Source organism: Thermostichus sp. OS-CIW-30 (assembly GCF_054060215.1).
Genome location: NZ_JBSSCZ010000002.1, coordinates 1 through 13832, shown reverse-complemented (window position 1 = coordinate 13832; position 13832 = coordinate 1). Strand labels below are relative to the sequence as shown.

Here is a 13832-nt window from a genome sequence, read left to right as displayed (position 1 = left end):
ATGGTTTGGCCAACGCTGCAAGTCCCGCAGGTGCTGCTGTTTGTGGAGGCGGCCAGCCTGTTGCAGGACTCTAGCCAGGTTTTGTTGCAGGCCGGTCGGGCAACGGCGGATTTGCCGGAGTTGATCGCAGAAGCACAGGCGCGGGCCGAAGCCCAGGTGCAGCTCCTTGGGATCCCCGCAGACTTGCGGGCACAGGTGCGAGGGATCCTCAGGTTGACCTCGCCCCAAGAGGTGCTGGCCTACTTGCAGGACTTGCTGGACAGGGGATCTGGCCCGGATTTGGAAGCCTTTTTGGAGCAGGCGGGATCTGCCTCTACGGTGCTGCGCTTCCCCCCCCTGTTGGTGGGGGCTGTGGCTCTGGAGGTGGTGCTGGAGCGGTTGGACTTTTCCCCAGAAGAGCGGGCTGTGGTGCAAGCCCAACGGGATCAATGGGAACAGGCCCTGGCGGAATTGGCCATCCACCACAGGGTTTCCCCAGAGCCGCTGCAGGCTGCTGCCGAGACGGTGCTGCGGGCGGCTTCAGCAGAGGAGCTGCTGCAACTGGGTCAGGATCTTTTTCAAGATCTCCAAGATCTCGCTGTTGCTGATTCTGAGCCAGAAGCCGAGCCCCAGGTGGAATTGGCGGGGCCTCTGCTGTTCATGATGGTGGCCGATCACCTGTTGGCCCAAACAGAGTATCCGCTGACCCCGGAGCAGCGGCTGGACTTGCAAACCAATCGCGCCGAGGCAGAAACCCGCTACTTGGCCATGCAAAAGTTGGGCCGCATTGAAAACTTGGCGGAGCAGCAGGCTTATATTCGATCCTGGATTGACCAAGCTTCCGTACCGGATTTGCTGCAGGCTTTGGATCGCCTTTTTGCGGCGTCTGAACCCAACTCATGAGGCTCAGGGATCGCCGAAGATTTTGGATCCCCTATCCTGGAAGCAAAGGGATCCCACTTGAGGTGCGAAAGTGGACTGGGGCAGCCTGTTCTGGATTTTCCTGATCTTCAGCTCTTTGCAACCTCTGCTGAACCGTCGTGCCCAAGAGTTCCGGCGCTTGATGGCCATTCGGGAGTTGGAGCAAAAGCGGGGCAGCCGGGTGATTCTGCTCATTCACCGCCAGGAGTCGATCAGTTTTTTGGGGATCCCGGTTTCCCGCTACATCAGCATCGAGGACTCCGAGCAGGTATTGCGGGCGATTCGCCTCACTCCACCCAATACCCCGATTGATTTGATTTTGCATACCCCCGGTGGCCTGGTGCTGGCTACGGAGCAAATTGCCCGCGCCTTGATCCGCCATCCGGCCAAAGTGACAGTGTTTGTGCCCCACTACGCCATGTCGGGGGGGACGATGCTGGCCCTGGCCGCCGACGAAATCGTCATGGATGCCAATGCAGTCCTGGGGCCGGTGGATCCACAGTTGGGGGGGTATGCTGCCGCCAGTATTCTGCAGGTGGTGGCGGATAAACCCATTGCCGAAATCGATGACCAAACCTTGATCCTGGCAGATCTGGCCCGCAAAGCGATGCAACAGGTACAGAACTTCGTGCGGGATCTCCTGAAGGACGATGTGCCCAAGCGCAAAATTGCCCCCGAACGCATCGAGCCCCTCATCCAGTACCTAACCAGTGGACAAGTTACCCACGACTACCCGATCACTGCCGAAGAAGCCCAAAGGCTGGGCCTGCCCATTTCTACTGAGTTGCCACCCCAAATCTATGCCCTGATGGACTTGTACCCACAGGCCACCATGGGCCGCCCTTCCGTGCAGTACATCCCTATCCCCTATGATCCTCGCCCCTCTCTGCCCAGGGGGGGATCCCGCTCTGGCTTAGGGTGAACTCTTGGCGTAAGCTTCCATAGCTTCCAGGCGCAGCCCCCCTGCCCGGCGAAACAGCTCTTGTCCGGTGTGCAGATGGCGGTCGTCGAAGTTCAGGGGGAAATACTGCAGCTCCTCTAGAGCGTCCTCTAGGTGGTTGAGGGCGTAGTAGAGGCGAGAAGCCACTCCCCCCAGGCTGCTGGGATTGGGGAGGCGGCCAAAGATCTGCTGGGCTTGGGCCAGTTTCTGCGCACACTCTTCCAGATAGTCAGCAAAAGACTGCAACAGGTTGGGATCAAAGGGATCCGCCGCCAAAGCATGCAACTGAGGCTCTAGGGAAGACAGCAGGGGCCCCAACACTCGGTTTAGGGGGGTGTAGACCTGTTGGATCCAGGCTGCACGGGCGATGGCTTCGTGGCTGACGGTTTCACGGGGGGATCCCCTCGGCTGAGGGCAGGGTGAGGTGCGGCTGGAGTGCAGTTGCCGATCGTATTCGCGGCGAGATTGGGGATCCTTGAGCACCGCGTAGGCAGCGTTGATCTGGCGGATGCGCTCAGCGGTGGCCCGATCTTTTTTGGCCAGCAGGCTATCGGGATGGTGATACTTGACCAAACGACGGTAGGCAGACTTGATCTCCTCCGCCGTCGCCGCCACGGAAACGCCCAAAACTTCGTAGTGGGATCCCACTCCCGATCCGCTCTCCATAACCCCTAGGCTTGCCGGAAAGAAAAGAAACTTCCACATTGTACCTGCAGCCTAGAATAAAGGTGAGTTTTCCGGTGCTGCCCCATGTCTTCCGCCTCGCCCCAGGGATCCCCCAACCCTTTCAGTGCCCTCTTGGGGGCCGCCATCGCCGTCAGTCTGGGCTACGGTTTTTTTCAACTGCTGCTCTCGATGTTGGCCAAGTTGCCGCCGATCGATGTGGAGATTGGATCGTTGGCCCGCGGAATCAGCATTCTGGTGCGCTACCTGCTGGTCGGTTCCGTTTCCCTGATTGCCTTCATGTTTGCCATGGTGGGGTTGGGGCTGGCGGCCTATTGTGTGCAATTGCTGGGAGAGCGGCTGACCTCCTCTCAGCGCTGAACCTAGGGGCACAACTTCTGGCCGACTCGTTGGGCGTTTATCATGATGAGCCAGCTTCTTCTCAGCGCAGCACCACCTTGGGGGAGAGCAACAAAGTCAGGGATCCCTGGCGGTAGTCAATCCGGCCTTCGGCAAAGCGCACTTGGGCTAGGCCCGCTTTTTTGAGGGTGATCGCGTGGGCGTTGGCCGGGTTTAGACCAACAGCCGCTTGTACCCACAGGCTCAGATCCGGCTGGTGACCGACCAGAGCCAAAGACGCCAGAGGTTCCCGCTCTGCTTGCCAGCGCACCAGGTCAGCAAAACTGCCCCCCGGAGCCAGCGGCTCAAACACCTCCACAGCTTCGGCCAGGTTCTCGTCCAAAAAGATCTCAGCGGTCTGTCGAGCCCTCACCAAGGGACTGGTGAGCAGGAGATCCCACCTCCAGCCCATGTTCTTGAGCTGGCGGGCAACCTTGCGGCAACGCTTGCGACCTTCGTCTGTAAGGGCCCGAAAGGCATCCTCGACTTCTGGCCGGGGTTCCTCGGCTATGCCATGGCGAATAAAATCCACGGCCAATTCCTGTCGGGCAGTCTGCTTTTCTGCCGCCCCCTGATGGTGCTCCGCGCTGCTAACGCAAACGCCCTCCTGTTGTTCAAACCCAGAGACCATAGAACTCCAAAACTCTGTCCTGCCGGCGCGAACGGCACTGTTAAGTAAACCTTGGAATCACTGTAACTCTCACAGAATACTGTGCTCTGTCGGGGGAAAAGCCCGCTCCCTCTACGGCAGCACTCCCGCGACAAAACCGGAAGTCATGAAGAAGACGAGGGGTTATGCAGTCGCTGGCTGACCAGAGTGCGCCCCTCCTGGGTGTAGAGCTGCCAGTAGTTCCAGTAGTTGCCAAACACGGACTTCACATAGCCCCGGGTTTCGGGGAAGGGGATCTGCTCCACAAACACGTCCGGATCCTCGAAGCCAAAGCGGTTCAGCCATCTGGCCACGTTGCCGGGGCCACCGTTGTAGCTGGCCAGGGCCAGCAAGGTGTTGTCTTGGTAAGTGCGGTGGGTGTAGTCGAAGTACCAGGATCCCAGGTAGAGATTGTCGGCGGGGTTGGTGAGGCTGTACTGGGCCAGGCCGATCTGCTGGGCAATCCAGCGGCCAGTAGCGGGCATCACCTGCATCAAGCCCAAAGCCCCCGAGGCCGAGACGATCTCTGGCTCAAAGCGGGATTCCTGCCGGATCAAAGCCGCCACCATCAAGGGATTGAGGTTAAATTGCCGTGACCAGTGGGCCAAGCCGGGTTGGGCGTAGGGATCCCCGCTCCAGGAATTGTCGGGGCCCGCATAGTAGTGCAGCGGATAGATGGCCTGCCAGAAATCTTGGCGCTGCCTCAACGTCTCCAGCAGGGGATCCGGCTCTTCGCTGAAGCGCAAAGCAGCCACCTGGTTAATGCCCCGCAGGTGATCTCCGGCGCTGTTGCGCAAAATGCCCGTGACAAAGCGCTCGGCAACGCTCATCTGGCCGGGATCCCGCTGCACGGGAGTTTCGCCCTGCCAGCGTTCCCAGGCCAGTTGGCTGGCTCCCATCAAATGCAGGGTTTGCGTAACTGCAGAGACCCCCGGCAACGGTTGGCGCACCGGCTGAAAATCCACCTCAACCCTTTTGCGCCCGCTGTAGAAATCCCCCACCGGCCAGCCCAGTTGCACTGCCGACCGCCAGCCGTAGTAGGTGTGGGGAAACTGACGCAGTACCTGCCGATAGGTCTGCCGAGCTGCAGCGACATCCCCCTGCTGTTCCCGCCATTTGCCCGCCCAGTAGAGCAGTTGTGCCCCCATTTCCGTGTCCCGCTGAGCAGATCCGATCTGTTGGGCCAGGGCGATGGCTTGGCTGAGATTGCCTGCTTGTGCTTGGCTCCAGGCCACCGTCCAGGCGGCGTTGGCCGCAGCTTCGCTGGCCGGAAAGCGATCCCAAAGGGCTTGCCGAGTAGCCTGGGCCGATTGGGGGCTGGCGTTGCGATCATAGAGCTGGCTGAGGCTAAGCAACGCCTCTGGAGCTTCTTTATCTGAGCCGGATCCCACCTGTCGAAGCAAGTCGATCGCCGTCGGCAGGTCGCTCAGTTCCGCCAAACGGCGGCGGGTGAGAGAAGCCTCTGGCCCATCGGGAAACTGTGCCAGCAGCGCTTGGTAAGCCGCTTTGGCCTGGGGAAACTCCCGCGAGATCTGGTGGCTGCGGCCCCAGCGGTAGAGGTTCTGAGAGGTGGCGGGGGCACGTCCATAGGCCCGGGCAGCTTTGCCGTACTCCCGTTGCTCCCAGTAGGCATCGGCGAGGATCTGCCAGTCGGAAGCCGTGAGGGATCCCTCCTGAGCCTGCCGCCAGCGATCCAGCAACGGCGTTAGCCCAGGGGTTTGCGGGTGATGTTGGGCCAAATCCCGCAGCAGGTCATAGCGGTCGGGGTTCAGCTCTAGCAAATGCTTGAGGGCACGTCCGGTCAGCGGGTGGGTGGGAAATTGCTGCCGCAGCCGATCCACCTGGCCCATCCCCCAGAGGGCGTAGGCGGCCACAGGACTGTGGGGATATTCCTGCAAAATCTGGGGCCACCAGATCCCTTGGGCTGTTTCCTTATCCTGCAACTGTTCATAGGCTTGGGCCCTGAGCTTCCAAATCTCTTCCCTCAAAACCGGCAGGCTCTCTTCCAGCCCTTGCAAATCCTTCAAGGCAGATTGCGCTTGGCCGGCTTGCAGCGCTGCGTAGGCCCGCAGAAAGGCCGTTGTGGAAGTTTGGGGCAGTTGCGTCGGATCCCTGCCTTCTCGTGCAGAGGCCACTTCTACGGTTTCTGCCCAGGATGAGGTGTAGAAGCCCCAGACAGCTCCACCCAGAGCCGCTCCTGCTGCCAGCACACCGGCAGCCCATCTTGTCCAGCGTCGTTGGCTGCTTGTCAGAATCCCCATGCTTTACCTCCCCACCACCTCTGACCTACGATACTCAACCTGACTGCGTTGAGTCACCAGACAACTCGATACTTGCGAAACGGCTGGAAAGCTCACCTGGCAAGCGGTCACCGAGCATTGGGGCCAGACGATAAGCAGGGAGAGGAGCAGTTCTTTCCTCAAATCTTCAAATTTCAGACAGCAGTGAAACAGCTCATTTCCCCAATTGCGGGATCCCTGTCGGGCTTTCGCTGCGGTACACCTTGGCCCCGACACTGCGCAGCTTTTCATCAATGGCTTCGTAGCCCCGGTCGATGTAGTGCAATCCGTGGATCGTGGAGCAGCCTTCAGCCGCCAGACCGGCCAACACCAGGGCCGCACCCGCCCGCAGGTCGGTAGCCACCACCGGAGCGCCGGAAAGGGACGGCACCCCTCGGATCAGGGCCACTCGGTTCTTCAGGCGAATATCGGCTCCCATGCGATTCAGCTCGGGAATGTGGTGCATGCGGTTTTCAAACACTGTCTCCTCAATGGTGCAACTGCCCTCGCTCAAGGCGGCCAAAGCCATGATCGGCGCCTGCACATCGGTGGGGAAACCGGGATAGGGCAGCGTTTGAATATCGGTTGCCTGACAGAGCCAGCCTGAGCTCAGTTGAGCTGGGGCAATGCGCAACCGGTTTGGGCCCTCTTCTTCCACCCGCAGACCCATGGCTTGCAACTTGGCGATCACCGCCCGCAGATGATCGGGAATAACAGGGCCAACCGTGAGGTGAGAGCGGGTAATGGCCCCGGCAATGAGATAGGTGCTGGCCTCGATGCGGTCGGGAATGACCGTGTACTCTGTTCCATGCAAGCGGGGCACCCCTACCACCACAACCGTATTGGTGCCGACACCGCGAATGCGGGCCCCCATGGCTTGACAAAAACGGGCTAGATCCGCCACCTCCGGCTCTTGGGCGGCGTTCTCGATCACCGTTTCTCCATCCGCCAGCGTAGCGGCCATCATCAAGGTCTCGGTGGCACCGACGCTGGGATAGTCCAGGTAAATACGGGTTCCCAACAGTTTACGGGCATAGGCATGAACCACCCCATGCTCGATTTGGACCGTTGCCCCCAAGGCTTGTAGACCCCGCACATGCAGATCCACAGGACGAGACCCGATCGCACAGCCACCGGGCAGGGGAACTCTGGCCACCCCCAGCCGCGCCAACAGAGGCCCTATGATGAAAAAGCTGGCCCGCAACTGGCTGACCAATTCATAAGGGGCTTGAGAGGTTTTGAGGGAGCTGGCATCCAGGTCCAGGGTATTGCCAACATGGGAAACCTTAACTCCCAGCGTGGCCAGGATCTGCCCCATGCGTTCAATGTCCAGCAGACGCGGCACGTTGTGAATTCGACAGGCCTCAGGAGCCAAGATGGCCCCGGCCATCAGCGCCAAGGCAGAGTTTTTTGCCCCGCCAATAGGGATGTGGCCACTCAGGGTCTGCTTGCCAATGATTTTCAGCACTGGCCCCATCATCTCTGGCGCGGTTGCCATGCCGGTCTGGGGCGGCGTCAGGCCAGGCTCTAGGGGATCCGCCCCGCTGACGCGATTGTCAAAACCTTTCAATCTCCCTCCTCACCCACAAAAAATAGGCGAACCCTTCTCAGAGAATACTCTGGGGATCACAGCAGCGGCTAAACTCGCAAGCCAAATTGGGTGTGAGGAAGAAGTTCCCATGGCTGTGCTTCTATCCTGCAGCAGCGGACAGGGGAGCGGCTAGGCCAGTTCACCAGATGCAGGCTCTCAGCGAAGGCAACTGGGGGGCAGCCCAACAGCAGGGGGCGGTATGATGGATGCTCAGGGGAAGTGCTTGCAAGGAAAACAGGAAGGAGACAGCCGATGATCGCCACTCAAGTCTCTGCCCAAGAGTTGTTTCGGGCCGCCTATGAAAACCGCTACACCTGGGATCCCGCTTTCCCGGGCTACAGCGCCGAGGTCACCTATTGGGATGGGGAGCGCACATTCGTTGGGCAGGTGCGAGTGGGGGCAGACCTAAAGGCCACCGTTACGGGCGTAGAAGATGAGGAAGCTCGAAAAGCCATTCACAACCAACTCTGGGAGATTGCCATTCACCGGGTGCGCCGCAGCTTCGACGAGACCCATGGGAACAACACCTTCCGTTACGGCCAAACCCTGCCCGATGGCACAGTAGAGATCCTGGTGGGGGGCAAAGCCGAAGGGGATCGCTACCACGTGCGCGATAACCAGGTTACCATGGTGCATCGGCATATCCACGGAGTGGTGGTTACCATCCACACCTTCAGCAGCCACGATACCGGCGAAGGCTATCTTTCCCACCGCTACGATTCCGTCTATCACGATCCCCAAACGGGCGAGCAAAAAGGCGGGCGCAGCCAATTCGAGGATCTGTATACAAAAGTGGGCAAGTATTACATCCTCTCGGAGCGGCGTATCCAGACGGAGACGGAAACCGGCCCTGTGGAGAAGCGCTTCACCTTCAGCAACTTGACCTTGCTGGACACTGGGGCGTGAGCGACCCGGCATTGACCCCAGCAGGGTAGGGGGCCAGCTCTCCCGTTCGTCACTGTTGGGCAGCTACCGGGAGGCTGAGTTCACGCCCTTCTTGGCGGCCAAGCCTTTCTCGATAACGGGAAAGCCAGTCTGTAGGCTTTCAAGCTTTGTTGCAGAACGATCCTCCCGGTTAGAAAAAGCAAGAGAGCCTGAGCTATGCTTTGAATATTCTCCCGCCTGCGATTGGCATGGACAACACCACAGCAAAACCTGACCCGGATGCCGAAGCCCCCATTGGTGCCCCTGACCTGATCATTCGCCCCGCCCAACTGGGGGATCTGGAGGCTGTGGAAGAGATTTTGGCGCAAGCCTTTGATGAAGAGTACAGCAGCCGCTCGGTGGATATTCGTCGCCAAGTGCGGCGGTTGCGCCAGTGGTATGGGCCCCTGAAAACCCTGACCCTGTTTCCCAATCGCTTTCAGCACATGTTTACAGTGCATGTGGCGGAGCTGGAGGGCAAGATTCAGGGAGTGATTCAGGTTTCTCCCTTCAACCATTCCCGCAGCACCTGGCGGGTCGATCATATCGCAGTGGCGCCCTCTGCCCAGCGACAGGGGGTGGGATCCCGGCTGCTCAAGCACTGCATGGAGCACTTTCGGGAAGCTCGCACCTGGATCCTGGAGGTGAACATCCACAACAAAGGGGCAATGGCGCTCTACCGGCGCAACGGCTTCCAACCCTTGGCTCAGATCACCTACTGGTCGATTCCAGCCGATATTCTGGCAGCTCTCAGCCAGCACGAGCCCAAATTGCCCAACCTGGTGCCGGTGACCAACCGGGATGCCTATGCCATCTACCAACTGGATACGGGATCCATGCCGGCCACTGTGCGCCAGGTGTACGACCGTGAGGTGAACGATTTTCGCACTAGCCCACTGGATTGGCTTTTGGAGCAGGCCAAATGCGCCATTAGCCAGACGGAGCGGGTGGAAGTGTGTGTTTACGAGCCCGAACGCAAAACCGCCATCGGCTACTTCAACTTGAAGTTGGATCGCACCGGGCAGCAACCTCATGTGGCCAAGCTTACGGTTCACCCTGCCTACACTTGGCTTTACCCCGAACTCATGGCCAAGATGGCCCAGCTTACTCAGGCTCATCCGCCGCAATCTCTGGCCTTGGCCTCCACCGATTACCAGCCGGAACGGGAGGAGTTCTTGCTGAAGCTGGGAGCCCAGGATGTAGAGCGGACGTTGCTGATGTCGCGTTCGGTGTGGCACAAAATCCGCGAAAGCCGCCTCTTTACCTGGGATAGTGCTTATCTCAACGCGATGCTGCGGGGATTACAGGTGAAGCAGCCAGTGCCGGAGCGGTTTGAGGGGCCGCCGGAGGGCTGGGTAGAGCACCACTTTCATCCCATCAGCCCAACCGAGCCGGATCCCAGCTCTGGTCGCATCAGCGGTGTGGAGTCTTCACCAGGGCTCTCCAGAGACTCCCAATCTGAGGCTTCTCCACCCCCTAGCTGATCGCGTCAGGGAGAGAAAACCCCAATCCCGGCTTGCTTGCACCTTGCGAAAAACGGATGAAAGACCCGAAGGGCAATTCTACTGCGGATCCCTCTTGGCGGGCGCTGATTCAGGCGGCACTGCACCGTAACCGTAGCGATCCCAGTGTGCGGTATTTGCAATTGGCCACGGTGGATCCCCAGGGGCATCCGCGCAACCGCACGGTCGTTTTCCGGGGGTTTTTGGGCGATACCGACCGCATTCAATTGGCGGTGGATAGTCGCAGCGAGAAGATCCGACAAATTGCCCACTGCCCCCAAGCCCAGATCTGCTGGTATTTCTGCAAAACCCGCGAGCAATTCCGCATCGCTGGCACCCTTGAGGCCATCGCCGCGGATCATCCGGATCCCCAAGCCCAGCGCCAGCGGCAGCAGTTGTGGCAACAGATATCGGAAAAAGGACGGCTCCTCTGGTTTTGGCCGGAACCCAAAGGGCCGCTCGCCCCGCCAGAGGCTTTTATCCAGGAGTTGCCCAAAGAGAAAGATCTGCTGCCTCCGCAGACCTTTGTGGCTTTACTGCTGGAGCCAACGGAGGTGGATCACCTACAGCTTAAGGGGGATCAGATCTATCCCCAATTGCGGACGGTGTACGAGCGCACTTCCAAAGGGTGGCAGCGTCGGGCCGTGAATCCCTGAAGGCGATCCAAACTTGCTTAGCCTGGTCTGGAGTGGGGGATCCCTTATTCCTTGTTCCTCCAAAGCACAGGGAATAGAGGAATGGACGTGTTAACGTAGCTGAACGATCGTGTTCTGCACGGTGGGGGCGTTATCCTCTGATGGAACTCTGTACGCGTATGGCTGGTCTATCAGGGGTAGGGCAGCAGTTGATGCCTTTTGTCTAACTCGACACGTATCACTTTGGCTTGCAGTGGTCTCGATGTGCGTCTTGATCTGCTCATTCGCTCAGGCTGTTGCCTCTTTTTTCGCCGGCGGCCCATTGCTGAACAGAGCTTTGAGGGGCAAGGGATCCCTAGTGTTGTCTGTCGCTTTGGTTGGGGTAGGGGTTCTTGTGCAGGGATTGAGAGCACAAACTCTGGAGAAACCGATGCTGGAAGCCTTGGAAGATTCTGTTGAGGGGAATGTTGTCCCTGTTCTGCACTCAGAACCTGCCTTGCCCCCCCAGGCTGTCCCCACCTCCGCCCGTACGGGACCCTTTCGGGTCGGCAATCGCACGCCCCATCCGGTTCGGCTGGTGATCTTGATGCGCAGCGGCGAACGGATGATCAATCCGGAAACGGCCCACTGGGACTTTGCCCCTGGAGAGGGGGGGAGCGAGGGATTGCTGCTGAGCTTGGGAGAGGAACCGCTGCAAATCGGCCCCGGAGACATTGTGGTGGCTTTCGCCCTGGATGGAACCCGCCGCTATTGGGGGCCCAATGTGGTGGGAGAGTCTCTGGCCCCGTTTTGGGATGGGGAGAGCGGCTCCTGGTCGATGATCTTGCAGCCTTAGGGTGCTCCCCCTTTGGCCCAGAAGAGTGAGGAATGGAGAAGTTGCCCCAGAGGAGTTTGAGGTGACCGCTGCAAATGTCCAAGCTGCGCGCGGAGCATGACTCTAGTCAATAATAAGCTCAACTATACTGAAAATAATGTATAATATGTTCAGTACGGATTACTACCAGTTGATCTTTCTGTTTACTTTCGAGTCTGCCAACATGGTAGCCAAAGCAAAGCAGAAAATTGGTAGTAAGACGACACGGAAACTGCGCTTTGGGTATTCTACTCAAAGCTTTGCGGGATACCGCCATTCTGTTTGGAAACAAACAGAATGCTATCGCTGCATAGTTGAACAGTGATGTTCAGCAGTGTTCAGCGTAAATGTATCAGGATCCAAGCAACAGAACATTTTGAGAACAGTCTCCAAACCATAGTCATTTCAAGCTAGATTGAGACACTCCCCAAGCGCTCTGTGCCGCTGCCGCGACCAACCCCAGCTCTTCTCCCAGAGAGAGAGGGAAGTTAGGGAACAATGCAACAGAAATGTTTCATTCCTGTTTAATAATGACTACACAAGTGGCTGCGCAGTTTATAGCTCTGTAGGGTGTTGGCCAGCAGCATCGTTACCGTCATCGGCCCTACGCCTCCCGGTACGGGCGTGATGGCAGCGGCCAACTCTTTGACCGCTTCATAGTCCACATCTCCCACCAATTGCTCGGCTCCGGTGGGGGTCTCGATGCGGTTGATGCCAACGTCGATGACCACCGCGCCGGGTTTCACCATGTCTGCCCTCAATAGGCGGGGGCGGCCCACGGCCATCACCACAATGTCGGCGGCGCGGGTCACTTCTGCCAAGTCGGGGGTGCGGGAGTGGGCTAGGGTGACCGTCGCATCGGCGGCCAACAACATCAAGCTCAAGGGCTTGCCCACCAAGATGCTGCGACCAACCACCACTGCCTTTCGGCCTGCAATCGGGATCCCTTCTGCTTGCAACAGGCGCATCACGCCCAAGGGGGTACAACTGCGTAGGCCGGGCTCGCCGCGCAACAGCCGGCCCAGGTTGAGGGGATGGAGTCCATCCACATCTTTGTCGGGATTGATGGCCAGAAGGGGGGGGATGGGATCCCAGCCGAGGGGCAGGGGCAGTTGGACGAGGATGCCATCCACCCGCTCGTCCTGATTGAGTTGGTCGATGGTGTCGAGCAAATGGGCAGGGGAGTCTTGGGCGGAAAAATGTCGGCCAAAAGAAGCAATGCCCAACCGCTCACAGGCCCGCTCTTTGCCACGCACGTAAGCCGCACTGGCGGGATCCTCTCCAACCCGCAACACCGCCAATCCCGGTGGACGCCCCACCTGAGGTATCCAAGCTTGCACTTGGGCGGCCATCTCCGCTTGCAAGCGGGCGGCTAAGGCTTTGCCATCGAGGATCTTTGCGGGCATGGGGGCGCAAGGATAAAGACAACCATCCAACGACCATCCATAGTGAAGCAGAATGGCGACAGCAGTGCAGGGGGAATGATCAGGTGGGATCCCTAGAACGCCTGCGAGTCTTCTTCCTCTTGGCCCAATTGCTCGATGATGATCTCCACCTGCTGCCGCTTTTGCTCTAAAAAGTCCGCGCAGGTTTTCAGGGTTTGGGCGGCCTGTTGAAAGCGCTCCACCACTTCTGCCAGATCCAGTTCCCCCGATTCAATCTGGGCAATCAAAGTTTCCACCTCGGCAATGGCTGCTTCATAGCGCCACGGCTCCTCACGTTTGCGGCGGCTCATGGCTCTCCTCTACTCGTACCCATAGGCTTCCCGAGGCCAGTCCCGCTCACCCACAGCCTGACCAAGTAGGGATCCCCGGCCAGCAGCGATTTCAAATAACGGGACACTCCCCCCACCGAGAGCAGGGGAGCTTCATCCGTGAGCAAAAACTCCATCCCACTGCTGCGGGCGGCTAAAGTCACTTGTAAACTACCCGACCCTGACTACTTCGCAGTACAGGGCGGGCTTAAGGCCTCCGGCCCGCTGGCGCGAACGGTAGCCCTGCAGTTGGCAAGCCAACCACGGACCTCTAGGCTGGTTTACGACAGCCCCAAGTTTGGCAATCATGTTGGCCCCATTCCAGTCCGCATCCCCTTCCCATCCACAGTGCCCACACTTAAACTGCTTCCCATTGCGGTAGGATTGCGCAGGGTCGGGATGGATATGCAAACACCGGTGGCAGGTCTGCGACGTGTAGGCAGGCGGGACCAGTACTACAGACACTCCGGCGATGGCAGCCTTGTAGGCCACAAACATCCTGAGCTGGTAGAACGCCCAACTGTTGGCCCTGCGCCGCTCGGCTTTGTTGCGTGGCTGTTGATTGACCCTTTCCCGTATCCCTGTCAAGTCTTCCAGGGCAATAGCGCTGTTTGTGGTCTTTGCCCTAGAGACAATAGCTTTGGAGATTCGATGATTGACCCACGCCTGAAAGCGCCTCTCCTTGCCAGACAGCCGTTGCAGCAGTTGACGGCATCTGCGCCGCGAACTGCGTGTGCCCTTACT

At 59.1% G+C, this 13832-nt stretch carries 14 protein-coding genes; 7 read left to right on the top strand and 7 right to left on the bottom strand.

Annotated features, from left to right (window positions below):
• Together ACVWZF_RS00955 and ACVWZF_RS00950 are read left to right on the top strand one after the other, a co-directional pair.
• Positions 1-882 (top strand): hypothetical protein, encoded by an 882-nt coding sequence (locus tag ACVWZF_RS00955; RefSeq protein WP_011431773.1) that lies wholly within the window; start codon positions 1-3, stop codon positions 880-882.
• A gap of 70 nt (positions 883-952) precedes the next feature.
• A complete protein-coding gene (locus tag ACVWZF_RS00950; RefSeq protein WP_414350282.1) occupies positions 953-1822 on the top strand; it encodes an SDH family Clp fold serine proteinase in 870 nt (289 codons plus the stop codon).
• Here ACVWZF_RS00950 and ACVWZF_RS00945 read toward each other — a convergent pair.
• Positions 1814-2506, bottom strand: coding sequence for a J domain-containing protein (locus tag ACVWZF_RS00945; protein ID WP_457410600.1), 693 nt, complete (start codon positions 2504-2506; stop codon positions 1814-1816). The two genes, ACVWZF_RS00950 and ACVWZF_RS00945, sit on opposite strands and share 9 nt — an antisense overlap.
• Positions 2507-2590: 84 nt before the next feature.
• On the opposite strand from ACVWZF_RS00945, the gene ACVWZF_RS00940 reads away from it, so the two are divergent.
• Positions 2591-2884 (top strand): DUF3082 domain-containing protein, encoded by a 294-nt coding sequence (locus tag ACVWZF_RS00940; protein ID WP_457410599.1) that lies wholly within the window; start codon positions 2591-2593, stop codon positions 2882-2884.
• 61 nt (positions 2885-2945) lie between these two features.
• On the opposite strand, the gene sixA is transcribed toward ACVWZF_RS00940, so the two are convergent.
• The 3 genes from sixA to murA all read right to left on the bottom strand — a co-directional run bounded on the left by sixA (position 2946) and on the right by murA (position 7328).
• A complete protein-coding gene (sixA, locus tag ACVWZF_RS00935; protein WP_011431769.1) occupies positions 2946-3533 on the bottom strand; it encodes a phosphohistidine phosphatase SixA in 588 nt (195 codons plus the stop codon).
• A 143-nt stretch (positions 3534-3676) separates the two neighbouring features.
• Positions 3677-5812 carry a lytic transglycosylase domain-containing protein gene (locus ACVWZF_RS00930; protein WP_011431768.1) on the bottom strand — a complete coding sequence of 712 codons (2136 nt, stop codon included), beginning with the start codon at positions 5810-5812 and terminating at the stop codon, positions 3677-3679.
• Between the two features lie 193 nt (positions 5813-6005).
• Positions 6006-7328, bottom strand: a complete 1323-nt coding sequence (murA, locus tag ACVWZF_RS00925) for a UDP-N-acetylglucosamine 1-carboxyvinyltransferase (protein ID WP_202943714.1) — start codon at positions 7326-7328, stop codon at positions 6006-6008.
• A 345-nt stretch (positions 7329-7673) separates the two neighbouring features.
• On the opposite strand from murA, the gene ACVWZF_RS00920 reads away from it, so the two are divergent.
• From ACVWZF_RS00920 to ACVWZF_RS00905, 4 genes are all read left to right on the top strand, one after another.
• Positions 7674-8327 (top strand): DUF3386 domain-containing protein, encoded by a 654-nt coding sequence (locus ACVWZF_RS00920; protein WP_011431766.1) that lies wholly within the window; start codon positions 7674-7676, stop codon positions 8325-8327.
• A gap of 200 nt (positions 8328-8527) precedes the next feature.
• Positions 8528-9829, top strand: coding sequence for a GNAT family N-acetyltransferase (locus ACVWZF_RS00915; protein ID WP_457396257.1), 1302 nt, complete (start codon positions 8528-8530; stop codon positions 9827-9829).
• A gap of 56 nt (positions 9830-9885) precedes the next feature.
• Entirely contained in the window at positions 9886-10503 is a 618-nt protein-coding gene (locus ACVWZF_RS00910) for an Npun_F5749 family FMN-dependent PPOX-type flavoprotein (protein WP_011431764.1), read from the top strand.
• A gap of 409 nt (positions 10504-10912) precedes the next feature.
• On the top strand, positions 10913-11317 hold the full coding sequence (locus ACVWZF_RS00905; protein ID WP_457396255.1) for a hypothetical protein: 405 nt from the start codon (positions 10913-10915) through the stop codon (positions 11315-11317).
• A gap of 542 nt (positions 11318-11859) precedes the next feature.
• Here the strand turns inward: ACVWZF_RS00905 and folD are convergent.
• The 3 genes from folD to ACVWZF_RS00890 all read right to left on the bottom strand — a co-directional run.
• The gene (gene folD, locus ACVWZF_RS00900) at positions 11860-12741 is read right to left on the bottom strand and encodes a bifunctional methylenetetrahydrofolate dehydrogenase/methenyltetrahydrofolate cyclohydrolase FolD (RefSeq protein WP_457410598.1); all 882 of its coding nucleotides are present in this window, start codon (positions 12739-12741) and stop codon (positions 11860-11862) included.
• A gap of 92 nt (positions 12742-12833) precedes the next feature.
• On the bottom strand, positions 12834-13070 hold the full coding sequence (gene xseB, locus ACVWZF_RS00895; protein WP_414357481.1) for an exodeoxyribonuclease VII small subunit: 237 nt from the start codon (positions 13068-13070) through the stop codon (positions 12834-12836).
• Between the two features lie 189 nt (positions 13071-13259).
• A partial coding sequence (locus tag ACVWZF_RS00890; protein WP_457410597.1) for an RNA-guided endonuclease TnpB family protein occupies positions 13260-13832 on the bottom strand: 573 nt, incomplete at its 5' end.